Here is a 24,312-nt window from a genome sequence, read left to right as displayed (position 1 = left end):
CAGTTTCCAAAATGAGCCCTAACCTCCGTCCCTAGGGCTCATTTTTTATTATTGTGATATAATATTCGGGCGGAAAAAAATAAGAGAGGAATTAGTTAGGTTGAGTTTTTCGGAAATTATCGAGAAGATAGACGGCTTTTTATGGGGATGGCCACTTATCATACTTTTATTTGGAACACATATTTTTATGACGTTTAGAACAGGATTTATACAGAAAGATATTTTTAAAGCAATCAAGCTTTCTGTAACAAAAGATCCTGATGTGGAAGGTGATGTATCACAGTTTGGAGCCCTTACTACAGCTCTTTCATCTACTATTGGAACAGGTAATATCATCGGCGTTGGTACAGCTATTGCCCTGGGCGGACCTGGAGCGGTGCTTTGGATGTGGCTTACTGGTATCTTTGGTATAGCTACCAAGTACGCAGAGACTTTGATCTCAGTTAAATACAGGGTTAAGAGTGAAGATGGTTCCATGATCGGTGGAGCTATGTATGCTTTAGACAGAGGTCTTAACAAGAAATATCTTGGTATCATATTTGCTTTTCTTGCAGCTGTATGCGCCTTTGGAATTGGCTGCATGGTGCAGGCAAATGCTATAGTAACTAATATCAGACAGAACTTTTCTGGTGATGAGCGCACTGACAAGATGATAATGTATGGAACAGCAATTTTCTTGTGCGTTGTAGTTGGACTTGTAATCCTTGGCGGAATCAAGTCTATCACTAAGGTTTCTGAAAGACTTGTGCCTTTCATGGCTCTTTTTTACATTGTTGGATGTCTTGTGATCTTAGTGATGAACGCTGATGTTCTTGGTGAGACAGTTCTTACTATTATAAATTCTGCAGTTACTACCAAGGCTGCAGGCGGCGGATTTGTGGGAAGCACAGTGGCACTTGCGTGCAGATACGGTTTTGCGAGAGGTCTTTTCTCTAATGAATCAGGAATGGGATCTGCTCCACTTGTGGCATCTGCAGCACAGACTAGAAACCCTAAGAGACAGGCTCTTGTTTCTATGACAGGAACCTTCTGGGATACGGTTGTTGTATGTCTCATGACAGGACTTGTTCTTGTTTCAAGCATCATCAAGAATCCCGGAATTGATGCACTTTCTGGCAATGGCTCAGAGCTTACATCTCTTGCATTTGGCAGAATTCCTGTGATCGGAGTGCCTATCCTTGTTATAGGTCTTATCACATTTTCATTTTCTACGATCCTTGGCTGGTACTACTATGGTGAGCGATGCGCTGTTTATCTTTTTGGAGAAAAGGTCATCATCATCTACAAGTGTCTGTGGGTGGCTGCAGTATTTGTTGGCTCTGTTGTTGAGCTTAACCTTATTTGGAATATCGCGGACCTTTTCAATGGGCTAATGGCGATCCCTAACATTATTGCGGTGCTTCTTTTGTCTGATGTAATAGCAAAAGAGACTCAGAAGTACTCAGGGGAACATTTGGAAGATAAGGACGAAACTGAGATTCCAACTGTAAAAAATTCTCAGAATGGAGTTTTGCTATAAATAATTAGTGAAAAAGCCTTAGGCTATGCGGCCTAGGGCTTTTCTTTTTGTGGGAAGTAGCATAAAATAAGCTAAATATAAAAATGCACATTCAGAAATTTATAATTTTACTACAGTAAGACGTGGTATGGGATTTATAGAGTGACGAAATAGGAGATAGCTGCATGGAGTACAGGAAAGCTACTATAGATGATCTTGATGTGCTAGTTGGTACGAGAATTACGGTCCTTCGCGCTGCAAACAAGCTTGATGACAATGTTGATATGTCCGAAGTGGAGCGCGAATCAAGAGATTATTATGAGAAAGCTCTTTTAGATGGAAGTCATACTGCGTATCTTGTGTTTGATGATGGAGAGTTTGTTGGTGCAGGAGGCGTGAGCTATTTTAGAGTTATGCCGACGTATCATAATCCCTCTGGCAGGAAGGCTTATATCATGAATATGTACACTGCTCCAGATCATAGAAGGCGTGGTATAGCTTATAATACGCTTGATATATTAGTGAAGGATGCAAAGGCTCAGGGTGTGTCTGCTATTTCACTAGAGGCTACTGACATGGGAAGACCACTATATGAGAGATATGGCTTTGTGAAGATGAATGATGAGATGGAACTTGTTGAATGAAGGGGGAAGGTAGTATGGTAGGAGTAATTATGGGATTTGCCATTTGGGCAATGGTTGGACTTGTTTTTATTGGAATTGGAGTCAGCGCATTTTTTTCAAAGAAAGCTGTGAACTTCTGGGCGAACATTAAGCAGTTTGAAGTAAATGATGTGAAGAATTATAACCGAGCAATGGGAATACTATTTATTGTCTTTGGGCTTGTATTTGTTTTACTTGGACTTCCACTGCTTGATGGTCAGAATTCACCACTTATCTTGCTGTCACTTCTTGGAGTTGTATTTGAAGTTATTGCCATGATGGCGGTGTATATATTGGTGATTACAAAGAAGTATAAGGCTGACAATTGAAGTCTTTTGGAGGAGTATTATGAAAAAAGTAAGGATGATTCTGTGTGGAAGCGTTGAGCCAAGTAGCCAGAATCAGAGCGAGAATGTCGGAGTTGTTTCTGTCGTCTATGTTTCTGAAGATGAGCAGAATGTGAAGAATAAACTTGAGGAACTTCAGGAAGCAAATCCTGATAATTTTTATATGGAATATGAGGTTCCGATGGATGAAGATCTGACTTTACTTGAGCATTATCCATCTATTGAAATTTCTAAAGAAGATTTGAGGTGAAGTATATATGTTTCATTTAGCTATTATGCTTGTTGCACTTGCATATATTACTGCAATGGCAGCATTTATTGGATTACTTTTAACACTGATAATTGATCTAATTACAGGAAAGAGATTGTCAAAAGAAAATAAAAAGAAGTTACAAGTCGGAATATCCATCTTGGCAGGAGTTGTTATTTTTTGTGTTAGGGCTTTTGTACTCTAAAATGAAGGCAATATGAGAACTTTTTTGATTATTCTTTACCCTTTTGGGCTGTTTTAACCCCTTTTTTCAAGCTTGATTTTCAATGAGTAAGGCGTTTTGAAAAAACTTTACCCATAATCAGGAGTTTAGGGGTAAAGATTTGCGGGAAATGTTTCAATATTGACAAAATTCAGCGTACAGAGGCGCAAGGGACAAAATCAACGCTAGAAGCCAGAAGCCACAAAGGCAGCGTTCACGCACCTCACGAGAGAACACACCTTGTGTTTTTACTAAATAGCTTGTTTATGAACGGATAATAGTCTACAATGGTATTACAGTAGGCTATTGTCCGTATTTTTGTCTTATACATAAAAGAGCAGCAAGCTTTTTTACTAGGAGAAGAAATTATGTTAGACAGGCTATTAGGTGATTATCTTGTTAAGGAACAGCTCCTGACATCGGGGCAGCTAAATGAGGCGTACAAGATTCAGGACTCTCACAGAGCTAAGCTTGGAGTCATTGCTGTTAATGAGAAGCTTATGTCTATAGCGCAGGCCGAGCAGGTTAATATGCTGCAGGCTACTATGGATATGCGCTTTGGTGATATCGCTGTTGACAAGGGATATCTGACTGAAACTCAGGTGGGAAGACTGCTAGAGCTTCAGGGTAATTCTTATCTTGCATTTCTGCAGGCCATTGTTGATCTTGGCTTTCTTTCCGTTGAACAACTTCATGAAGCAGAAGACAAATACCAGAGGGAGCATGGCTTCACGGAAACAGATATGGCAACTCTTAAGTCTGGTGAAGTAGATAGGATGGTTCCTATTTTCCTAAAGACTGAAAATGAGCAGCTTATAAGGATGTTCTCCATGGGAGTCAAAAACCTTTATAGACTGGTTGATAATCATGTCTATGTTGGAGAAGCTTCTTTTACCACGGCTGTAAATGAGGAAGTTCTGGGATATCAGAAGTTCCATCAGGATGAAAAAGCCTTTGTAGCAATTGCAGGCAAGTATGACGATGTGCAGAAGATGGCAGTTGCATATACCAAGGAAGAATTTATTGATACTAGAGAGGATGCGCTGGATGCAGTCTGCGAGCTTATCAACTGTATCAATGGTCTCTATGCCACAGACAGAAGCCAGCAGGAAGCAAAGATTGAGCTTGAACCACCGGATTTTTATGTGAATCATCAGGAAGTAACAAGCGAGGAAATCACGGTGCTGCCAGTTCATATCAGTGGAGCACAGATAAAATATATTATTTCAGTTAAGGGCGATACTAACATCTGATGGAGGACAAAATATGAAAAACGTGCTGATAGTTGATGATTCCAGAACATCCAGAAGGGTTTTGAGGGATATATTAGAAAGAGCTGGCTACAAGATCGTAGGCGAAGCTGTAAACGGCAGAGAGGGCTTTGACAGCTATGTTAAGCTCCAGCCAGACATTGTGACAATGGATATCACAATGCCTGAGATGGATGGCATTGAGTCACTTAAGCTCATTAAAAAGAGCTTTCCTGATGCGAAGGTTGTTATGATAACAGCTGCAGGACAGAAGGAAAAGATGATGGAGGCATTAAAGCTTGGAGCTGCCGAGTTTGTTTCAAAGCCTTTCATCGAAGAATCGGTTTTAGATGCAATGAAACGTTGCTGATATGTTTATATGAATTTTGGGCCTGATATGAAATTTTAACGTTTCATATCAGGCTTTTTTTGTTAGAATAGGAATAGTTGTGCATTTGTGCATATAGAAAGGTAAAAAAGTGAACAGAAAAGTCCTTATTACTGGAGCTTCCAGAGGAATAGGAAGAGCGATCGCAGAGGCTTTTGCCAAAGAAAAAGACGAGCTCTTTTTAACATGTAAAAAGAATATTGAAGAACTAGGGAAACTATCAAAGGATCTAACTGCAGAGTACGGTGTAACTTGCCACTGTTATAAATGCGATGCTGGTGACTATACGGCGGTAAAAGAGATGTTCTCAGAAATTCCAGATATTGACATTGTAGTCAACAACGCAGGCGTAGCTTTTATAGGTCTTTTGACAGATATGGAAAAAGAAGATTGGGATAGCATGATGTCTACTAATCTTGACAGCCTGTTTAATACCTCCAAGTTTGCGGTTCCTATGATGGTTAAAAAGCATTCAGGAAGGATCATCAACATCACTTCTGTATGGGGCGAAGTTGGTGCGTCATGCGAAGTTGCCTATTCAGCCTCTAAGGGCGGCGTTAACTCTTTTACCAAGGCACTGGCCAAAGAGCTGGCACCAAGCGGAGTGCAGGTTAATGCAATATCCTGCGGTGTCATAGATACAGATATGAACAGAGATCATCTTACAAAGGAAGATCTGGATGAGCTCTGCGAGGAGATTCCTGCAGGAAGAATGGGGGATACATCAGAAGTTGCCAGACTTGCTGTGATGCTTGCTGATGCCCCTGCATACATGACAGGACAGATTATTAGGATAGATGGTGGTTGGATCTAATGGTTTTATTTTTTGACGTAGACGGAACAATTTGGGATTACAAGAATTACATACCTGAGAGCACCATAGAAGGCATCAGGAAGGCTAGAAAGAACGGACATAAGTGTTTTATCAATTCAGGACGAGCAAGGGCTCATATCAAGCATAAAGACCTTTTGGGCATAGGCTTTGATGGAATCGTGTCAGCATGCGGCTGCATGATCGAGTATGGAGACGAAGTTATCTTTAATAAGCTTCTTACTAGGGATGAATGCATTAGAACAGTTGAGACTATCGGAAGGTATGGATTTAAGCCAATCCTCGAGGGACCAAAGTATCTTTATATGGAATATGAAGATTTCAAGGACGACATGTATGGCATGAAGGTCATGACTGAAATGGGTGACAGGCGCCTTGGAATCAAGGATAACTGGGGCAATTGGGAGATCAACAAGCTCTCCTGTGACACCAATGGTGCGGACAAAGAAAGCTGCTTTAAGGAGCTTGAGGATCTCTACGATGTGATGCTTCACACTGAGAATATCTGTGAGATGGTTCCTAAGGGATTTAACAAAGGGACAGGTATAGAGAAGGTTTGCGAGCTTCTTGGCGAAGATATCAAGAATACGATTGCTTTTGGAGATAGTATCAACGACAAAGAGATGCTCATTACAGCTAATGTGGGCATTGCTATGGGTAGAGCATCTGAAGATGCTAAAAAATATGCGAATGATGTAACGGATTTCCTTGAAAACGACGGAATATACAAGGCTCTAGAGAAATACAACATCATTTAATTTTTATTTTAGAAAAAAACTATTTACAAAAAACGATTAAATGATAAAATTCAATTGTGTACAATTTAAATTTGCTTTTTGATTCAAGGAGGCTACTATGTACGATTTAGTTATTGTAGGTTCAGGACCAGCGGGACTTTCAGCAGCTGTATATGCTAAAAGAGCTGGACTTAACATGATCATTATAGAAAAAAATCCAGTAAGCGGAGGCCAGATAATTGATACCTATGAGGTGGATAATTACCTTGGAATCCCAGGAGTTAACGGATTTGATCTTGGTATGAAGTTTAGAGAGCATGCTGATAAGCTCGGCGCAGAGTTTGTTGACGGCGTTGTAACTGGCATTGAATGTGTTTCAGAAGGTTCTAATACCAAGGCACCAGTATTTAAGGTTGTGACTGAGGACTCTTCATATGAAACTCACACGGTACTTCTTGCAACAGGTGCTCATCACTCCAAACTTGGCATTCCTGGTGAAGAAGAATACATCGGTAAGGGTGTATCATACTGTGCAACTTGTGATGGAGCATTCTATAGAGGCAAAGTCACAGCTGTTAACGGCGGCGGTGATGTGGCAGTTGAGGATGCTATATTCCTTGCAAGATTTTGCAGCAAGGTTTACCTTATCCACAGAAGAGATGAGCTCAGAGCAACCAAGATACTCCAGGAAGAGCTCTTTGGCCTTGATAATGTAGAAGTAATTTGGGACAGCGTAGTAAAAGAAATTGACGGCGAAGATAAGGTTACTCATCTTCAGATAGAGAACGTAAAGAATAAAGAGATGAAGAAACTTGATGTGGACGGAATATTTGTTGCTATAGGTATACATCCTTCTACAGACCTTTTTGCTGATATTGTTGAACTTGATGAAAAAGGATATGTAATTGCAGGAGAAGATTGTGCAACTTCGAAGGCGGGTATATTTGTGGCTGGTGATTCTAGACAAAAGAGATTGCGTCAGATCGTTACGGCTGTAGCAGACGGCGCAAACGCTGTTACTGCGGTTCAGGACTTCCTTGTGGGCAAAGAGAAGTGATATGAAAAATTGATAAAATTTGACAAAAATGATCAAAAGGCGTATATTTATATCAAATGTGAAAAAAAATGTAACAATTGATTTTGATGATTTGGAGGCCCACTTTGAAAAATAGAGCAAAGCAGCTTGCCGTTCTTGGTATGACAGCTGCCCTTATATTTTCCAATATGAGTATTGATGCTTCAGCGGCATCATCCAATAAGGTAAAAACTGTTCTGCCACAGGCAGGTATAACATATGCGCTTGGTGATAATCAGGTTTCTCTTTCAGCACTTCAGCAGTCTGTTGATGAGAACTCACCAAAGACTGATAATTCCAGCTCAGTAAGTACTAGCAAGGAGGCGAACAGTGAAATTGCTAATTCATCAGCAGTAACTGATGAAACACCGCTGGCATCAACTATTACGGAAAACATCCTTAAAGATATTCAGAGCGCTACAGGCGCAGTAATTGGTAAGAAAGATAGCTCATCTGAAGGTGCTTCTACAGCAGAAGAAGCCGAAGAAGAGCGTTTTAAGAGCCTTGTTATTGCAAAGGTTAATGATTATGTAAATGTCCGCGATCTTCCTAGTGAAGAAGATGGTGAGATCATTGGTAAGTTATATGACAAGTCAGTAGGTACTTTCATAGAAGAGGAAAACGGCTGGTACAAGATCAAATCTGGTACAGTTGAAGGTTACGTCAAAGCAGAATATTGTGTAACTGGCGAAGATGCTGTTGAACTTGCCAAGGAAGTTGGAACTAGAATTGCAACAGTTACAACTACAACTCTTAAAGTTAGAAGTGGCCCGGGACTTGATGAAGAGGTCCTTGGACTTGTTCCTATCGAAGACGAACTTGTTGTCGAAGAAGAGCTTGACGGATGGGTTAAGGTTAGTATCGAGGAAGGTGATGGTTATGTATCACTTGACTACGTAACACTTTCCACTGAATTCGTAGAAGCTGAATCAAAGGCAGAAGAGGAAGCCAGACTTGCAAAAGAAAAGGCAGCCAGAGAAGCAGCTCAGGCAGCCGCAAGAAAAGGTACTTCCAAGAATGCTGAATCTTCAGGTAAGACAAGCTATAACTCAGCTAGCTCATATACAACAGATACAAGTTCTATCGGATCTGCTGTATCACAGTTTGCTCAGCAGTTTGTTGGCAATCCTTATGTATATGGCGGTACATCACTTACAAATGGTGCTGACTGCTCAGGATTCGTAATGAGTGTTTACGCTAACTTCGGTGTTAGTCTTCCTCATTCATCTGGTGCAGACAGAAGCGTAGGTGCAGCTGTAGATGGACTTGCAAATGCTCAGCCTGGTGATATCGTATGTTACTCAGGCCATGTAGCTATCTATATTGGTAATGGACAGATCGTTCATGCATCAACAGCATCTACAGGTATCAAGATTTCAAATGCTGATTACCGTACAGTACTTGCAGTCAGAAGAATCTTCTAATTCTTATAAATATTGGCCGAATGGTAGTGAGAACTATCATTCGGCTTTTTTATGGAGAATGAAATTATGAATTATTGTATAGAAAAGAATTACAGGAACAATGATGCTCTTAGGGCATCTTTTAACAGACTTGCCGAAAAGACCTTTGGGCTAAATTTTGAAAATTGGTATCAAAACGGTTTTTGGAAGGATAACTACATTCCATATTCTGTAGTAATAGATGGAGAGGTTGTTTCAAATGTTTCAGTCAACGCCTGCAATATGAATTATAAGGGTAAAATTGTAAAGCTGATCCAACTTGGTACAATCATGACGGACAATGATCATAGAGGAAAAGGGTATGCCAGAGTCTTGATGGAAGAGGTTATAAAAGATTATGATGGAAAAGTTGATGGAATCTACCTCTTCGCCAATGATTCTGTACTTGAGTTTTATCCTAAATTTGGTTTTAAAGAAGCAAAGGAATATCAGTATACAAAAGAAGTGACAATATCCGATGAATGCAAAGCCCAAAATATTCCGCTTAAGGGTAAGGATGATTTTGACAGGGCTATTAAGATACTTGATACAAATGAGCAGAACGCACAGTTGTATATGGTAGGAAATTCCGGACTATATATGTTCTATCTTTCGCAGTTTATGACGGAAAACTTGTTCTATATTGAGGAATGTGGTAGCTATGCCATTGCTGAAATGGAGGATGATACACTTATCTTACATACCATCATCGGGAATGGGGCAGTAGATGAAGTAATCAGGGCATTTGGATCTAAGATAAAGAAAGTTGTCCTTTGCTTTACTCCGAAGGACACCGGTGGTTTTGAAAAAACTGAGCTTCATGAGGAAGACACTACCTTCTTTGTTCAGGGGAAATTTTTCGAGGATAATCAGAATGAAGAATACATTATGCAGGCTATAACGCATGCATGATTCGCACAAAAAAGTAAGTGTAAAACAGACCTTTATCAGTGTAACTGATAGGGGCTGTTTTTTATTGTGATAGATTAGGGTGTGAAAGGGGAGTGGCATCAAGAAAAACACATTAGGAAAAGGAGATTGGCCATGACGGATTATATCGCATTCTGCGGACTTGATTGTGAACAGTGTGACGCGCGTAAAGCAACGGTTAATGAAGACAACGAGCTTAGAGCAAAGGTTGCTAAAGAATGGTCTGAGCTAAATGGTGTAGAGATAACTCAGGACTTTGATATAATGTGTTGTAGTTAAAGAAATTCACACTATGACAGGGGGATTTATGGAAAACAAGGACATTATTGAGGATTCTGAAGTTATGGATAGTTATATGGATTTTAGGCTGTAAGAACCTAATAAGGAGAGTTACTTTTAATGGATAATAAAAAAACAATTATGATATTCCCAAGAGAGACGGAAGTGTGTGGCCGGAAGATATCTGTCCTGCATATACCCCAAGAGAGGATGCAATTCCAAGCTTGAAAGGCTGCTGGTATTGTAAATATGCGGATTTTCATCTGAAGGAAGAAAGAGCTCTTGAGGTGGGAATCTGCAAATGGCCAAATAAAATAATTGATTAGTTTGACAAGGATGACGTTATGAGAATAGGAATAATTCAAGCGAGCTCTCAGGCTGAAAAAAATGAGCTTATTTTTAATACTGTAAAAAGATATGCCCCTAAAGATGCTGAAGTCATAAACTTTGGATGTACTTTAGATGAGCAGGAAAAGTACTCCTATATAGATGTTTCGGTTCTTGTTGGTTTGCTACTTTCAAGCGGCGCAGTTGACTTTGTTGTTACCGGTTGTTCATCCGGCCAGGGAATGATGCTGGCGTGTAACAGTATGCCTGGAGTAATTTGTGGATATGCGCCTACTCCTAAGGACGCTTATCTGTTTGCACAGATCAATAATGGTAATGCTATTTCACTTCCGTTAGGCGAAGACTACACCTGGGCAGGTGTCGATAACTTTGAAAAGACAATAGAAGCGCTTTTTTCTGAGCCGTTTGGACAGGGATATCCAAAGAGTGAAGCTGCAAGAAAGCTGAAAGACACTGAGATACTTAAGGAAATAAGAAGAAAGTCGCAGATTCAGTTTGAAGATTTATTGGGTTCATTAGACGCATCAATCATTGAAAAAATAAATAAAAAGAATGATGTGATCAAGTTTCTGAAGGGATGATAGGCTAAGACTAATATAAAATAGCATTTCAACAGGAATAAGTTTTTTCAAGGAGTCAATATAAGTTTACAGTTATTAAAGGCAAGTACTTCTGATGCGCTTTCATTGAATGGAATATCGAAGCGCGCATTTGACAGTGATGTCAAAAGAATGATATCCGTTTATAATAACAAGAAGGAGGAAGGACATGATCAATTGCAGTGTATATGCTCCATGCAGATGAAAAATATTTGTATGGAGGTTAAATAATAATGAAAAACAGAATAAAGGAATTAAGAGATTTTTACATAATTTGGATAACACAGAGTTTGTCACAGCTTGGAAGTGCAATAACTGGATTTGCGCTGACACTGTGGATGTATGAAAAGACTGGATCAGCGCTGAGTACTGCAGCACTTACAATCTGTACATATGCGCCATATGTCATTATGAGCATTTTTGCCGGAGCAATAACAGATAAATTCGATAAAAAGAAAACCATGCTCATATGCGATCTTTTAGCGGCACTTACAACGGTTGTTGTATTTGTACTGTACAAAACTGATACACTGACCATGTGGCACCTATATGCCATCAATGCCTTTTCGGGTCTCATGAACACTGTTCAGCAGCCTGCTTCAGAAGTGGCATATTCACTTATCGTACCAAAAGAGCATTATCAGAAGACCAGTGGCTTTCAGCAATTGTCCCGTTCGCTTATTTCAATTGGCAATCCGCTCATAGCTGCAGCTCTTTATGGACTGGCAGGGTTGGATACGGTTATTGCGGTAGATCTTCTGTCTTTTGCCATAGCATTTGTGGCATTATTGTTCTTTATTAAATTGCCAGAGATCAAGGACGGAACAAGTAAGGACGAAAACGTGATCAAACTGGCTAAGGAGGGACTTAAGTTCCTAAAGGAAACCCCGCTCATACTTACTGTAATACTGTTTATGGCGGGGGTTAACCTTACAGCCTCAGCCTTTGATGCTGTACTTCCGGCCCTTGTTATACCTCAAAAAGGTAACAATGTTTATGGAATCGTAACAGCATGCTCAGGACTGGCCATGGTGGCAGGAAGTTTCCTTCCAATGATCTTGCCAAAGCCCAAGGACAGGGTAAGAGTCATATATCTCACGATGCTTTTTGCGCTGGGGATAGAGAACTTTTTACTGGCTTTTGCAAGAAGCTCTGTTTTATGGTGCATAGGCCAGATAATAGGATGGGTGTTTGTTCCGCTCATGGCAGCCAACCAGAATGTAATAATGCGCAATGTCATTCCAATAGAGCTTCAGGGAAGAGTATATGCCTGCAGAAATACTCTGCAGTTCTTTACTATTCCAATCGGACTTTTCCTTGGCGGACTCTTTGTAGACAAGATCTGCGAACCATTTATGGCATTGAAAAGTAATGATCCGTTCTGGACTTTTCTTTTCGGAAGCGGAAAGGGATCAGGCGCCGCAATGATGATGTTTATTCTTGGTGTGACAGGAACAACCATCTGTATAATATCTGGTCAGATTATGAAAAGATATAAATATACTGAGTAAGAATTCCTTAATCTGAATATCAGTGTAAAACAGCCCCAAATGAGTGTAAGCCCGGGGCTGTTTTTTGTTTGCTGATAACATGAGTCTTATGAAAAAAGGTTCGAAGCAAGACCATGAGAATTTTATGGTTGAATTATCTTTTGCGATGATCATTCTTTTCTTGCAATAATCAGGCCGGTATAATAAAATAAATAAAACGATTAACCGCAGGTAGGTACTGCGATTTTTTGATGTTAGAGGCAGGAAATTAAAATGATAACCTTAAAAGAGATAGCTAAAGAATGTGGGGTTTCTACAGCTACCGTCTCAAATATTCTTAATGGCAAGAATAAAGTTAGCGAAGAAACTAGAGAAAAAGTAATGGCCGTAGTCAAGGAAAGAGGCTACAAATTGAACTATGTAGCTCAGGGCCTTAGAAAACAAAAGACTCAGACTATAGGCGTAATAGCAGAGGATATAGTTCAGTTCACTACTCCTGAGATCATTGAGGGTATCATGGAAGTATGTGAAGAAAGGGGCTACAGGACTATAGTTCAGAATCTTCGTTTGTATTCCAGATGGCAGGATCTTTGGTTTGACAATGAAAAGATGTACTACTCGGTCATGGATCCGGCGGTTCAGGAGATGGCATCCATCAGAGTAGATGGAATTGTCTATGTTGCTGGTCATGCCCGTAATATTCACAGGTTCCCAAGTGAATACCAGATACCATCAGTTCTTGCTTACGCATATTCTCAAGAAAAAGATGTGCCATCTGTAGTAATCGATGATGAAGAAGGGGCAAGGCTTATAGTTGAGCACCTTATCAAGAAAGGCCATACCAAGATCGGCGTTATGGCAGGTGAACAGGAGAATATCCATACCAAGCTCAGAATTCTGGGCTATCAGAAGGCTCTTTTTGATGCAGGAATATTGTACAATCCTGAACTTGTATGCTATGCAGGATGGGGCAAGGAACTTAGCTATGGAGCTGCAGAAGAATTGCTGTCCAAGGATATTACAGCAATCTTTTGTATGAGTGATAGAAACGCTGGTGGTGTTTACAAATATCTTTTTGAAAATGGCAAGCAGGCTGGAAGAGATATATCAATCGTAGGATTTGATGATGAGATGATATCTGATTTCATGACACCACGTCTTACAACCATGAGGATTGACCGTCTGCAGATCGGTAAAAGAGCTGTAGAATTTCTTTTTGACAAGATGGAAGGCAAGGAAGTACCTGATGAGATCAAGGTTCCGTGTCGTTTGATTGACAGAGAATCAGTTTTAGAACTGTAAATCATAGTAAAACGTTTAAGCATTGTTAAAAATGCACAATAATCTTTTGCTATATTCATTATCTATTAACAAACTGTATATTATTTGCACGAAATCATGTTGACAACCCATTTGGGTTGTCATATATTTTACTTATCAAGTTAATCGATTAACATAACCGGAAGAAAAATGAATATGAATTGTTGCTAAATTATGGAGGATGCTATGAAAAAGAAAATTGCTTCTTTATTGCTAAGTGCAACAACTGCAGCCATGGTTTTGAGCGGATGCGGCAGCGCAGCAACTGAGACTGGGGAACAGGATCAGTCACAGGAAAAGACAGAGAGTGAAGACAAGGCTGAGACAACAAGCGAAGATACCGACGCAGCTAGTGAAGATAAGGCTGCTCAGGCAATCGCTGATAGAAAGGCAGAAGCTGAGAAGTCAGGAACGTATCAGAAGGTTGTTATTTCTTTCTTTGACTGGACAGGTAGACCAGCAGGCCTTGATAGAGTAAATGAAGCTCTTTGCGCTTATACAGAAGAGACACTTGGACTTGATGTTGAACTTCAGATCATTGATTCAGCTGCTTATGGAGATGACATGAAGCTTATGCTTTCATCTGGTGAACAGGTAGATATCTTCTCAACATGTATTCTTGGATATAGTTCATCTATCAATAATGGCTATACTCTTGATCTTGAAGAAAACGGAATGTTTGATGATTATTGCGGCGGTATAAAGGAAAAGGTTCGTCAGGACTACATTGATGCCTGCAGAGTTGGCGGAGTTTTATATGGAACACCTCCAATCAAGGATTACGCTATTGAAACTTGCGCGGTATGCGTAGGACAGGAATACCTTGATGGTATAGGATATGATGTTTCTAAGCTTCCACTTAGTGACCTTGGCTATCCTAAGGCTACATGGGATGACATCAACGAGATCTACAGCCAGTTACATGCAAAATATCCTGATAAGTACGTAATGGCTATCCAGGATAACGAGCTTACACAGGGTAGCTCAGTAGATAACATCGGTGGTGACTACTTTGGAACACTTCTTGATCCTCAGAATTCACTTAAGATCGAAGATGTTTATGCATCAGATATCTTCAAAGAGTGGGCACAGAGAGCATATGACTGGAATCAGGCTGGATACCTTTCACAGGATGCTCTTACAGATACAACAGGTGCATCTGCAAAGGTTAAATCTGGATCATATATGGCTATGATGGCTTGCTGCAAGCCTGGATACAAGACACAGATCTCTGGTGAGTGCGGAAGAGATATGGTTGTATTCGATGTAGGTGAGAGCTTTATGAGTTCTTCATCAATTTCTTCTTTCCCTTGGTGTGTAAATCAGAACACAGAGGACCCTGTAGCTACACTTCAGGTACTCAATGCTCTTTACACAGACTCAACAATCGAAACACTTATGTGCTGGGGACAGGAAGGAAAAGATTTCCAGGTTAACTCTGATGGAACTATCACATATGCTGATGGCGTTGATGCAAACAATTCAGAGTATTATCCAAACGTTCTTTGGCTTATGCCTAACCCATACGTAACATATGTATGGCAGGGAGATCCACTTGACCTTGGTCAGCAGATCTCTGATTTCAATGACAACTGTGCATGTAAGTCAAAAGCTCTTGGCTTTACATGGGACAATTCAGATTATGCATCTGAGTACACAGCTCTTAAGAATGCTTACGATGAGTTTGGACCATCTGTTGTTTATGGTTTCGTAGAACCTGAAAAAGGTATCGCAGATCTTGAGAATGCACTTAAGGCTGCTGGACTTGATGATTATATGGCTGCCAAGCAGGAAGCTCTTGATGCTTGGGCTAAGGAGAACGGAATCAATTAAAGATGTTAAAAAGCCTCCGATTCTTTCGGGGGCTTTTCTCTTAAGATGAATTACTTGAAAGGGTGATAATATGCCTTCAAAAAAGACTAACCGAAAAAACTTTAAAAGATATATTCCTTTATATATCATGGCTGCACCGGGACTGATATATCTTTTTATAAACAATTACCTTCCACTTCCTGGTCTGGTTCTGGCTTTCAAGAAATTTAATGCAAAAAAAGGTATCTTCAGATCAGACTTTGTGGGCTTTAAGAACTTCAAGTATCTCTTTGCTACCAAGGATGCCTTTGTTATCACAAGAAATACTATCCTGTATAATCTGGTGTTTATCCTGGTCAACACAATACTTGCGATATTTGTAGCTATATTGCTGGCTGAACTGACATCCAAGGTTAAAAAGGCATATCAGTCCTTTATTCTTTTGCCATACATGATATCTATGGTAATCGTAAGCTATCTGGTATTTGGATTTCTTTCTACGGAAAATGGATTCATCAATAACTCAATATTAAAGCCTCTTGGGATGGACCCTGTATCATGGTACATGGAAAAGAAATACTGGCCATTTATTCTGGTATTTGTTAGTGCCTGGAAGGGAATTGGTTACAACTGCGTTATCTATCTTGCCAGCATTCTTGGAATAGATAGAAGTATTTATGAATCAGCATCAATAGACGGTGCTTCCAAGTGGCAGCAGATTTTCCAGATAACGATTCCTCTTTTAAAGACTACTATTATAATGATGACTCTTTTGGCAATAGGAAGAATCTTTTATTCAGACTTTGGACTCTTTTACCAGGTTCCACAGAACCAGGGTGCATTATTTAGTGTCACAAACACAATTGATACCTACGTTTACAGAGGACTTTTGGAGCTTGGGGATATGTCCATGTCATCTGCAGCTGGCCTGTATCAGTCTATTGTAGGTTTTATTCTGGTTTTGGGATCTAATCTGATCGTTAAAAAGATTGATCCGGAATATGCATTGTTCTAAAAAAGTAGACAGGAAGGACGATAAAATGAGAACTCGAGAAGAAAGACATTTTCAGATATTTGCTCATATTGTGATGATAATCTTGTCTGCCCTTGCAGTGGTGCCGTTTGTACTTTTGGTTATCTCATCATTTACAGATAACGACACCCTTATTGCCAATGGATATTCTTTTACTCCGGAAAAATGGAGTGTGTATGCTTATGAATATATCTTTAAGACGGGTAATTCAGTACTTCATGCGTATGGCATATCTGTTATCCTGACAATAGTAGGAACAGTAATAGCTCTTTCTATTACGACTATGCTGGCTTATGCTCTGTCCAAGCCAGGACTTCCAGGAAGATCCGTACTGCTGTTTCTTGTATTTTTTACCTTGTTATTTAATGGCGGACTTGTACCAACATACATGGTTTATTCAATCACACTTGGTATCAAAAATACCTTCTGGGCACTTCTGATACCTGGACTTTTGATGAATGGATTTAATGTACTTCTTATGAAGTCATATTTTTGTAGTAGCATTCCAAATGAGATCCTGGATGCTGCTTATATTGATGGCGCTTCGGAATTCAAAACTTTCCTTAGTGTTGTACTTCCGCTTTCAAAGCCTATAGTCGCTACGATAGGTCTTTTCGCAGGTATTGCGTACTGGAATGACTGGATGAATGGCTATATTTATCTGACAAAGAGAACGGACCTTTACTCAGTGCAGAATCTGCTTAACAGGATGATGCAGAATATTCAGTATCTGTCCCAGAACAGTGCTCATATTCAGGATGCTGGAGTGGGTCTTGCCTCCATACCATCTGTTTCCGTCAGAATGGCTATGGCGACTGTAGGCGTTTTACCAATTCTTGTAACTTATCCTTTTATACAGGGCAACTTTGTTAAAGGTATTACACTTGGCGGCGTTAAGGGATAAATAAGGGGTTATATATGAAATTACACATAAATGAAGATCACAGATTAAGTCACATAGAGCCTGAGATTTATGGCCACTTTAGTGAGCATCTGGGGAGATGTATCTATGGTGGGCTTTATGTAGGGGATGATTCGAAGATTGATAATGTCAACGGCATGCGCAGAGACGTGGTCGATGCGTTAAAAGACATTAAGATTCCGGTACTTCGTTGGCCGGGTGGAAACTTTGCTGACGAGTACCATTGGATGGATGGTATTGGTCCAAAGGAAAAGAGAAAGAAGATGATAAATACCCATTGGGGCGGAGTTATTGAGGATAATAGCTTTGGAACCCATGAGTATTTCGAACTTTGTAAGCAGCTTGGCTGCAAAACCTATGTTAATGGTAATGTTGGAAGCGGCACAGTGAGAGAAATGAGCGAGTGGGTTGAGTATATGACCTTTAACGGCGTTTCTCCTATGGCTGACCTTAGAAAAGAAAATGGGCACGAGGAAGGCTGGACTGTTGATTATTTTGGCGTTGGTAATGAGAACTGGGGCTGCGGCGGTAATATGACTGCTGACTATTATGGCAATAAATACAGGAATTATCAGACCTATGTTCGCTGCTACAATGGAAATAAGCCTATCAAAAAGGTCTGCTGCGGACCAAATGCAGATGACTACAAGTGGACAAGAGAAATTTTTGAAACCTGCTATAGACATCCTGCGCCAAAGGGAACCCATGGTTTCATGGACGGATTTTCTGTTCATTACTATGTTGTTGTAAATGACTGGGAACACAAGGGCAGTGCAAAAGAATTCTCAAAGGAAGAATATTATAGGGCTATGCGCAAGGCATATTATATGGATGAGATCATTACTATAAATGACCATATTATGTCTGAGTACGATCCTGATAAAGAGATTGCTATGCTGGTTGATGAGTGGGGATGCTGGCATGATGTGGAAGAGGGTACTAATCCGGGATTTCTTTTTCAGCAGAATTCTATGCGCGACGCTCAGGTTGCTGGTGCTACGCTCAATATTTTCAATAAGCATTCTGACAGAGTTAAGATGGGATGCCTTGCTCAGATAGTAAATGTGCTTCAGTCAGTTATCCTTACTGAGGATGACAAGATGGTGCTGACTCCAACCTATCATGTATTTCATATGTATAGGCATCATCAGGGCGCTGATCTTCTTGAGAGTTACCTTGAGGGAGATGAAAAGATCGGTATAGGTGAGGATGTCGCTTCGAATGTAAATGAATCAGTATCAATTGACAAAGATGGAATAATAACTGTTTCTCTAAATAATATTGATGTTGATAAGGATAATATCGTTGAGATTGATTTTAGAGAAATGGAAGTTGCATCAGTTGAAGGTGCCGTCTTGTCAGGAAATATGAAGGATTACAATGATTTTGAAAATCCTGAAAAGGTTGTGGAAAAGAAATTTGAAGGCTTTGAGGCATGTGGAAAAGTCTTAAAGGTGACAATACCACCTTGTAGCCTTGTCACCTTAAGGATCTGCAGAAAATAAAATTCTCCAATTTGCACATAAAGGAAAAAGTCAACATCAAAAAATAATTTTTTTTTCATACATTGTTCAAAAGTTATCCACAATCCACAGGGTGCAAATGCTGATTTTTGGACTTATACACGAAGTTATCCACAATGTCCACATAAAAGGTCAATTACAAATGTATTTTACACAATAAAAAGCAATAGATATTTATTTGTGCATTTCTCACAAAAAGTAAAATGAACCGGATTGAATTGCATATACACTTTCCAAAATGGTATAATATCTTCATAAATAAAAAGCCTTTAGTCAGTGAATTTTAGCTGGCTATGGTGGTAGCAAAGGGGATGATTGCATGAGATTTACTATCGTAGGAAAGAACATTGATGTGACACCCGGATTAAAGGCAGCAGTTGAAGAAAAGATTGGAAAGCTTGAAAAGTATTTCACTCCTGACACAATTGCTAACGTTACACTTAATGTGGACAAGGAAAGGCATAAGATTGAGGTTACCATTCCCGTAAAAGGTAAGATCATTCGTGCTGAGCAGATCAGCAACGACATGTATGCATCTATCGATCTTGTAGAAGAGGTCATAGAGAGACAGCTCAAGAAGTACAAGAGCAAACTTGTTGACAAGATGCAGGCAGAGGCCAGCAACTTCAAGAAAGAGTTCATTGACAGCGAGTATATGGATGATGAAGAGATCAGGATCGAGCGTATGAAGAAATTCGACCCCAAGCCTATGTATGCTGAGGACGCTTGTGTACAGATGGAGCTTCTCGGACATAATTTCTTTGTATTTGTTAATGCGGAAACTGATCAGGTTAATGTAGTGTACAAGAGAAAAGGAAATACATACGGACTGATCGAGCCTGAAAATTAAATACTGTTAAAAAAATATCAAATTATTGACTTTTTATAAAATAACTCCCGAAAGGGAGTTATTTTTGTTGCATTTGTCTAAGGTGTATGCTAGAATTAATCTGTTCTGATAAATTTTTATCAATGTGATTATTCGCTGGTTTCCAGCATAGGATAATCTACAAAAAAACATTATGGAGGAATTTAATATGGCACAGAAAGTTGTTATCGCAGGTGCTGTTAGAACAGCCATTGGTAAGATGGGTGGAGCTCTCAGCAATACTCCTGCAGCAGAACTTGGATCTATTGTTATTAAGGAGGCACTTAATCGAGCTGGTGTAAAGCCTGAGCAGGTTGATGAAGTCCTTATGGGATGCGTTATTCAGGCAGGTCTTGGACAGAACGTTGCAAGACAGGCATCAATCAAGGCAGGTCTTCCAATCGAGACTCCTGCAGTTACACTCAACGTAGTTTGCGGTTCTGGTCTTAACTGTGTCAATATGGCAGCTGACCTCATTAAAGCAGGCGAGGCTGATATAGTTGTAGCTGGTGGTATGGAGAACATGTCAATGGCTCCTTACGCACTTCCAAATGCACGTTTCGGATATCGTATGAACAACGGTACAGTTGTAGATACAATGGTAAACGATGCTCTTACAGATGCATTCAATCACTATCACATGATGATCACAGCAGAGAATATCTGCGACAGATGGAACCTTACAAGAGAAGAGCTCGATGAGTTCTCAGCTAATTCACAGCAGAAGTGTGAAAAGGCAATGGCAGAAGGTAAGTTCAACGATGAGATCGTTCCTGTTCCTGTAAAGGTTAAGAAGGAAATCGTTGAGTTCAAGACAGACGAGGGTCCTCGTGCTGGCACAACAGCTGAGAGCCTTTCAAAGCTTAAATGCTGCTCTGGTAAAGAGGGCGGTCTTGTTACAGCTGGTAACGCTTCAGGTATCAACGATGGCGCAGCAGCAGTTGTTGTAATGAGCGAAGAGAAAGCTAAGGAACTTGGAATCAAGCCTATGGCTACATGGGTAGGCGGAGCACTTGCTGGTGTTGAGCCTGAGATCATGGGTATCGGACCTGTAGCTGCTACAAAGAAGGTTCTTAATAAGACTGGTCTTTCACTTGACAACATCGATCTTATCGAGGCTAACGAGGCATTTGCAGCTCAGTCAGTTGCAGTTGCTAAGGACCTTGGATTCGATATGAGCAAGGTTAACGTTAACGGTGGTGCTATCGCACTTGGACATCCAGTTGGAGCTTCAGGATGCCGTATTCTTGTTACTCTTCTTCACGAGATGGGTAGAAGAGCTGATGCTAAGAAGGGTCTTGCAACTCTTTGCATCGGTGGCGGAATGGGCTGCGCTACTATTGTAGAGAAATATGAGTGATATAGGGGATTAAGATGAAGTAGTCTGCAGTGCTTGCACTATGCAGACTACTTCAGTTTAAGACCCGAACATACATGAGGAAGTAGCGCGGCAGCGCGGATTCCGAATGTATGTAGCATGTCGAGAGCGCAAGCGGAGACATGCGTATATCACTAATAAGTAGTGGGTATCACTACAACATATATAGGAGGATAAAAAATGAGTTTTGTTAATTGCGAAGTTAAAGACAAAATTGCAATCGTAACAATCAATCGTCCAGAGGCGCTCAACGCTCTTAACTCACAGGTTCTTGATGACCTTGAGGCTGCCTTCGACAGCATTGATACTAATGTAGTAAGAGCAGTTGTTCTTACAGGCGCTGGGGACAAGTCATTTGTTGCTGGAGCAGATATCGGAGAGATGAGCACACTTTCTAAGGCAGAGGGAGAAGCTTTTGGTAAGAAGGGAAATGATATTTTCCGCAAGATCGAGCAGTTCCCACTTCCTGTAATTGCTGCAGTCAACGGATTTGCACTTGGTGGCGGATGCGAGATCTCAATGAGCTGCGATATTCGTATTTGCTCAGAAAATGCTATGTTTGGTCAGCCAGAGGTTGGTCTTGGAATCACACCTGGATTTGGTGGAACACAGAGACTTGCTCGTCTTATCGGCGCTGGAATGGCTAAGCAGCTCATCTACACAGCACGTAACATCAAGGCTGACGAGGCTTACAGAATTGGTCTTGTAAATGCTGTATATCCACAGGAAGAGCTCCTTGCAGCTGCAGAGAAGATGGCTTCTCAGATCGCTGCTAATGCTCCTATCGCTGTTAGAGCATGCAAGAAGGCAATCAACGATGGTCTTCAGACAGATATCGACAACGCACTTGTAATCGAAGAGAAGCTCTTTGGTTCATGCTTCGAATCAGAAGATCAGAGAGAAGGAATGGCTAACTTCCTTAGAAAGAAAGACGACCCAGCTAAGGTTAAGGTTGTTGCATTCAAGAACGCATAACTTTTTCATAGATAATAAACATTATAGGAGGAATTTAAAATGAAAGTAGCTGTTATTGGCGCAGGTACAATGGGATCAGGAATTGCTCAGACATTTGCTCAGGCTGAGAGCGTAGAGAAAGTATATCTTTGCGATATCAAGACTGAGTTTGCAGAGGGCGGATTTGCTAAGATCAAGAAGGGTCTTGATAAGCAGGTTGCTAAGGGAAAGAAGACTCAGGAGGAAGCTGATAAGATCACAGGTAAGATCCAGACAGGTCTTAACGATATCTGTGCAGATGCTGATCTTGTAGTTGAGGCTGCTCTTGAAGTTATGGATATCAAGAAGAACCTCTTCAAAGAGCTTCAGGAGAACATTGTTAAGAATCCTGATTGCATCTTTGCATCAAACACATCATCTCTTTCAATCACAGAGATCGGTGCAGGCCTTTCAAAGCCTATCATTGGTATGCACTTCTTCAATCCAGCTCCTGTTATGAAGCTCGTTGAAGTTATCCAGGGTGCTAACACACCTGACGACATGGTTGACAAGATCAAGAAGATCTCTGAAGACCTTGGAAAGACACCTGTACAGGTTAACGAAGCTGCAGGTTTCGTAGTAAACAGAATCCTTGTTCCTATGATCAACGAAGGTATCTTCGTATATTCAGAGGGCGTTTCAGATATTCAGGGTATTGACACAGCTATGAAGCTTGGTTGCAATCACCCAATGGGACCACTTGAGCTCGGTGACTACATCGGACTTGATATCGTTCTTGCAATCATGGATGTTCTTTACTCAGAGACAGGTGACAGCAAGTACCGTGCTTGCCCACTCCTTCGTAAGATGGTTCGTGGTAAGAAGCTTGGTGTTAAGACAGGAATCGGATTCTACAACTATGCAGATGGAAACAAGGTTCCTACAGATCGCATGTAATATTTTATTAAATGGAGGAAAATATAATGGATTTTCAGCTTGATCAGCAACATGAAATGGCAAGAGCTCTTTTCAAAGATTTTGCAGAAAAAGAAGTAAAGCCAAACGCAATAGAGGTTGACGAGACAGAGGTATTCCCAATGGAAACCGTTAAGAAGATGCAGAAGTATGGTTTCATGGGTATTCCTATCCCTAAGGAGTATGGCGGACAGGGTTGTGACCCTCTTACATACGTTATGTGTGTAGAGGAGCTTGCAAAGGTTTGTGGTACAACAGCAGTTATCGTATCTGCTCACACATCACTTTGCTGCGATCCTATTCTTACATATGGTACAGAAGAGCAGAAGCAGAAGTACCTTGTACCTCTTGCAAAGGGTGAGAAGCTCGGCGCATTTGGTCTTACAGAGCCTATGGCTGGTACAGATGCTCAGGGCGTTCAGACAAAGGCAGTTCTTACAGAAGATGGTAAAGAGTGGGTTCTTAACGGATCTAAGTGCTTTATCACAAACGGTGAAGTTGCTGATGTTTATATCATCATCGCTTATACAGATATCGTAGAGGACAAGAAGGGAAGAAAGCAGAAGAAGTTCTCAGCATTTATCGTTGAGAAGGGAACTCCTGGATTCACATTCGGTACAAAGGAAAACAAGATGGGTATCCGTGGTTCATCAACATACGAGCTTATCTTCCAGGATTGCCATATCCCAGCAGAGAACCTTCTTGGTGCTCGTGGAAAGGGATTCCCAATTGCTATGCACACTCTTGATGGCGGACGTATTGGTATCGCTGCTCAGGCTCTTGGTATTGCAGAGGGTGCTCTTGACAGAACAGTTGAGTACGTAAAAGAGAGAAAGCAGTTCGGTAGAGCTATCGGTGCTTTCCAGAATACACAGTTCCAGCTTGCTAACATGGCAACACAGTGCGAAGCTGCTAAACTTCTTGTTTACAACGCAGCAGATGCAAAGAAGAAGAAAGATGTTTATTCTGTAGAAGCTGCTAAGGCTAAGCTTTTCGCAGCAGAAGTTGCTATGGATGTTACAACTAAGGCTGTACAGCTCCATGGTGGTTACGGTTACATCAGAGAGTACGAAGTTGAGCGTATGATGCGTGATGCTAAGATCACAGAGATCTACGAAGGAACTTCAGAAGTTCAGAGAATGGTTATCTCTGGTGCACTGTTAAAGTAATCACTTATTTTGAGAATAATAGAAGGAGA

The 24,312-nt window shown here is 40.6% G+C and carries 25 protein-coding genes; all 25 read left to right on the top strand.

All coding sequences use genetic code 11. The features are described 5' to 3' along the window. The first annotated feature begins 100 nt into the window (after window positions 1-100). The 25 genes from bhn_RS11890 to bhn_RS11765 all read left to right on the top strand — a co-directional run bounded on the left by bhn_RS11890 (window position 101) and on the right by bhn_RS11765 (window position 24,283). Entirely contained in the window at window positions 101-1,519 is a 1,419-nt protein-coding gene (locus bhn_RS11890; RefSeq protein ID WP_236845916.1) for an alanine/glycine:cation symporter family protein, read from the top strand. A 164-nt stretch (window positions 1,520-1,683) separates the two neighbouring features. Beyond that, entirely contained in the window at window positions 1,684-2,142 is a 459-nt protein-coding gene (locus bhn_RS11885; protein ID WP_071176895.1) for a GNAT family N-acetyltransferase, read from the top strand. A gap of 14 nt (window positions 2,143-2,156) precedes the next feature. Beyond that, a complete protein-coding gene (locus tag bhn_RS11880) occupies window positions 2,157-2,489 on the top strand; it encodes a hypothetical protein (RefSeq protein WP_071176894.1) in 333 nt (110 codons plus the stop codon). Window positions 2,490-2,508: 19 nt separating this feature from the next. Beyond that, window positions 2,509-2,757 carry a hypothetical protein gene (locus tag bhn_RS11875; RefSeq protein ID WP_071176893.1) on the top strand — a complete coding sequence of 83 codons (249 nt, stop codon included), beginning with the start codon at window positions 2,509-2,511 and terminating at the stop codon, window positions 2,755-2,757. A gap of 25 nt (window positions 2,758-2,782) precedes the next feature. Beyond that, window positions 2,783-2,962 carry a hypothetical protein gene (locus bhn_RS11870; protein ID WP_161487327.1) on the top strand — a complete coding sequence of 60 codons (180 nt, stop codon included), beginning with the start codon at window positions 2,783-2,785 and terminating at the stop codon, window positions 2,960-2,962. Window positions 2,963-3,348: 386 nt separating this feature from the next. After that, window positions 3,349-4,233, top strand: coding sequence for a chemotaxis protein CheX (locus bhn_RS11865; protein WP_071176891.1), 885 nt, complete (start codon window positions 3,349-3,351; stop codon window positions 4,231-4,233). 13 nt (window positions 4,234-4,246) lie between these two features. Further along, complete coding sequence (locus bhn_RS11860) at window positions 4,247-4,600, top strand: response regulator (RefSeq protein ID WP_071176890.1); 354 nt, start codon at window positions 4,247-4,249, stop codon at window positions 4,598-4,600. A gap of 109 nt (window positions 4,601-4,709) precedes the next feature. After that, window positions 4,710-5,432 (top strand): elongation factor P 5-aminopentanone reductase, encoded by a 723-nt coding sequence (gene ymfI / locus bhn_RS11855; RefSeq protein ID WP_071176889.1) that lies wholly within the window; start codon window positions 4,710-4,712, stop codon window positions 5,430-5,432. Continuing rightward, window positions 5,432-6,208 (top strand): HAD family hydrolase, encoded by a 777-nt coding sequence (locus bhn_RS11850; protein ID WP_071176888.1) that lies wholly within the window; start codon window positions 5,432-5,434, stop codon window positions 6,206-6,208. Before ymfI ends, bhn_RS11850 begins: the two co-directional genes overlap by 1 nt. Before the next feature lie 97 nt (window positions 6,209-6,305). Further along, window positions 6,306-7,244, top strand: coding sequence for a thioredoxin-disulfide reductase (trxB, locus tag bhn_RS11845; RefSeq protein WP_071176887.1), 939 nt, complete (start codon window positions 6,306-6,308; stop codon window positions 7,242-7,244). 104 nt (window positions 7,245-7,348) lie between these two features. Beyond that, window positions 7,349-8,686: a C40 family peptidase gene (locus bhn_RS11840; protein WP_236845915.1), complete on the top strand. Its 1,338-nt coding sequence runs from the start codon at window positions 7,349-7,351 to the stop codon at window positions 8,684-8,686. 66 nt (window positions 8,687-8,752) lie between these two features. Further along, entirely contained in the window at window positions 8,753-9,616 is an 864-nt protein-coding gene (locus bhn_RS11835; RefSeq protein ID WP_071176885.1) for a GNAT family N-acetyltransferase, read from the top strand. A 132-nt stretch (window positions 9,617-9,748) separates the two neighbouring features. Next, window positions 9,749-9,913, top strand: a complete 165-nt coding sequence (locus bhn_RS15615; protein ID WP_193399756.1) for a DUF3795 domain-containing protein — start codon at window positions 9,749-9,751, stop codon at window positions 9,911-9,913. Window positions 9,914-10,257: 344 nt separating this feature from the next. Further along, window positions 10,258-10,842: an RpiB/LacA/LacB family sugar-phosphate isomerase gene (locus tag bhn_RS11820; protein WP_071176882.1), complete on the top strand. Its 585-nt coding sequence runs from the start codon at window positions 10,258-10,260 to the stop codon at window positions 10,840-10,842. 251 nt (window positions 10,843-11,093) lie between these two features. Beyond that, on the top strand, window positions 11,094-12,371 hold the full coding sequence (locus bhn_RS11815; protein WP_071176881.1) for an MFS transporter: 1,278 nt from the start codon (window positions 11,094-11,096) through the stop codon (window positions 12,369-12,371). Window positions 12,372-12,623: 252 nt separating this feature from the next. Then, window positions 12,624-13,652, top strand: coding sequence for a LacI family DNA-binding transcriptional regulator (locus bhn_RS11810; protein ID WP_071176880.1), 1,029 nt, complete (start codon window positions 12,624-12,626; stop codon window positions 13,650-13,652). A 204-nt stretch (window positions 13,653-13,856) separates the two neighbouring features. After that, window positions 13,857-15,503: an ABC transporter substrate-binding protein gene (locus bhn_RS11805; protein ID WP_071176879.1), complete on the top strand. Its 1,647-nt coding sequence runs from the start codon at window positions 13,857-13,859 to the stop codon at window positions 15,501-15,503. Between the two features lie 70 nt (window positions 15,504-15,573). Further along, a complete protein-coding gene (locus bhn_RS11800; protein WP_071176878.1) occupies window positions 15,574-16,497 on the top strand; it encodes an ABC transporter permease in 924 nt (307 codons plus the stop codon). A gap of 25 nt (window positions 16,498-16,522) precedes the next feature. Then, window positions 16,523-17,419 carry a carbohydrate ABC transporter permease gene (locus tag bhn_RS11795; RefSeq protein ID WP_071176877.1) on the top strand — a complete coding sequence of 299 codons (897 nt, stop codon included), beginning with the start codon at window positions 16,523-16,525 and terminating at the stop codon, window positions 17,417-17,419. 14 nt (window positions 17,420-17,433) lie between these two features. Further along, on the top strand, window positions 17,434-18,942 hold the full coding sequence (locus bhn_RS11790; RefSeq protein ID WP_071176876.1) for an alpha-N-arabinofuranosidase: 1,509 nt from the start codon (window positions 17,434-17,436) through the stop codon (window positions 18,940-18,942). 337 nt (window positions 18,943-19,279) lie between these two features. Further along, entirely contained in the window at window positions 19,280-19,810 is a 531-nt protein-coding gene (gene hpf / locus bhn_RS11785; protein ID WP_071176875.1) for a ribosome hibernation-promoting factor, HPF/YfiA family, read from the top strand. A gap of 187 nt (window positions 19,811-19,997) precedes the next feature. Continuing rightward, the gene (locus bhn_RS11780; protein ID WP_071176874.1) at window positions 19,998-21,188 is read left to right on the top strand and encodes an acetyl-CoA C-acetyltransferase; all 1,191 of its coding nucleotides are present in this window, start codon (window positions 19,998-20,000) and stop codon (window positions 21,186-21,188) included. Window positions 21,189-21,386: 198 nt separating this feature from the next. Next, window positions 21,387-22,181, top strand: a complete 795-nt coding sequence (locus bhn_RS11775) for an enoyl-CoA hydratase-related protein (protein ID WP_071176873.1) — start codon at window positions 21,387-21,389, stop codon at window positions 22,179-22,181. Window positions 22,182-22,220: 39 nt separating this feature from the next. Beyond that, window positions 22,221-23,096 (top strand): 3-hydroxyacyl-CoA dehydrogenase family protein, encoded by an 876-nt coding sequence (locus bhn_RS11770; RefSeq protein ID WP_071176872.1) that lies wholly within the window; start codon window positions 22,221-22,223, stop codon window positions 23,094-23,096. A 26-nt stretch (window positions 23,097-23,122) separates the two neighbouring features. Beyond that, window positions 23,123-24,283: an acyl-CoA dehydrogenase gene (locus bhn_RS11765; RefSeq protein WP_071176871.1), complete on the top strand. Its 1,161-nt coding sequence runs from the start codon at window positions 23,123-23,125 to the stop codon at window positions 24,281-24,283. Window positions 24,284-24,312: the final 29 nt, after the last annotated feature.

This window comes from Butyrivibrio hungatei (assembly GCF_001858005.1).
Lineage (GTDB): Bacteria > Bacillota > Clostridia > Lachnospirales > Lachnospiraceae > Butyrivibrio > Butyrivibrio hungatei.
This window is presented reverse-complemented; position numbering and strand designations above follow the sequence as displayed.

Coding starts and splice junctions, on each gene's coding strand:
- bhn_RS11860 (WP_071176890.1), top strand. CDS start 4,247: ATGAAAAACGTGCTGATAGTTGATGATTCCAGAACATCCAGAAGGGTT.
- bhn_RS11810 (WP_071176880.1), top strand. CDS start 12,624: ATGATAACCTTAAAAGAGATAGCTAAAGAATGTGGGGTTTCTACAGCT.
- bhn_RS11865 (WP_071176891.1), top strand. CDS start 3,349: ATGTTAGACAGGCTATTAGGTGATTATCTTGTTAAGGAACAGCTCCTG.
- bhn_RS11765 (WP_071176871.1), top strand. CDS start 23,123: ATGGATTTTCAGCTTGATCAGCAACATGAAATGGCAAGAGCTCTTTTC.
- bhn_RS11795 (WP_071176877.1), top strand. CDS start 16,523: ATGAGAACTCGAGAAGAAAGACATTTTCAGATATTTGCTCATATTGTG.
- bhn_RS11820 (WP_071176882.1), top strand. CDS start 10,258: ATGAGAATAGGAATAATTCAAGCGAGCTCTCAGGCTGAAAAAAATGAG.
- bhn_RS11805 (WP_071176879.1), top strand. CDS start 13,857: ATGAAAAAGAAAATTGCTTCTTTATTGCTAAGTGCAACAACTGCAGCC.
- bhn_RS11780 (WP_071176874.1), top strand. CDS start 19,998: ATGGCACAGAAAGTTGTTATCGCAGGTGCTGTTAGAACAGCCATTGGT.
- bhn_RS11775 (WP_071176873.1), top strand. CDS start 21,387: ATGAGTTTTGTTAATTGCGAAGTTAAAGACAAAATTGCAATCGTAACA.
- hpf (WP_071176875.1), top strand. CDS start 19,280: ATGAGATTTACTATCGTAGGAAAGAACATTGATGTGACACCCGGATTA.
- bhn_RS11800 (WP_071176878.1), top strand. CDS start 15,574: ATGCCTTCAAAAAAGACTAACCGAAAAAACTTTAAAAGATATATTCCT.
- bhn_RS11815 (WP_071176881.1), top strand. CDS start 11,094: ATGAAAAACAGAATAAAGGAATTAAGAGATTTTTACATAATTTGGATA.
- bhn_RS11850 (WP_071176888.1), top strand. CDS start 5,432: ATGGTTTTATTTTTTGACGTAGACGGAACAATTTGGGATTACAAGAAT.
- bhn_RS15615 (WP_193399756.1), top strand. CDS start 9,749: ATGACGGATTATATCGCATTCTGCGGACTTGATTGTGAACAGTGTGAC.
- bhn_RS11835 (WP_071176885.1), top strand. CDS start 8,753: ATGAATTATTGTATAGAAAAGAATTACAGGAACAATGATGCTCTTAGG.
- bhn_RS11870 (WP_161487327.1), top strand. CDS start 2,783: ATGCTTGTTGCACTTGCATATATTACTGCAATGGCAGCATTTATTGGA.
- bhn_RS11885 (WP_071176895.1), top strand. CDS start 1,684: ATGGAGTACAGGAAAGCTACTATAGATGATCTTGATGTGCTAGTTGGT.
- bhn_RS11875 (WP_071176893.1), top strand. CDS start 2,509: ATGAAAAAAGTAAGGATGATTCTGTGTGGAAGCGTTGAGCCAAGTAGC.
- trxB (WP_071176887.1), top strand. CDS start 6,306: ATGTACGATTTAGTTATTGTAGGTTCAGGACCAGCGGGACTTTCAGCA.
- bhn_RS11790 (WP_071176876.1), top strand. CDS start 17,434: ATGAAATTACACATAAATGAAGATCACAGATTAAGTCACATAGAGCCT.
- bhn_RS11880 (WP_071176894.1), top strand. CDS start 2,157: ATGGTAGGAGTAATTATGGGATTTGCCATTTGGGCAATGGTTGGACTT.
- bhn_RS11770 (WP_071176872.1), top strand. CDS start 22,221: ATGAAAGTAGCTGTTATTGGCGCAGGTACAATGGGATCAGGAATTGCT.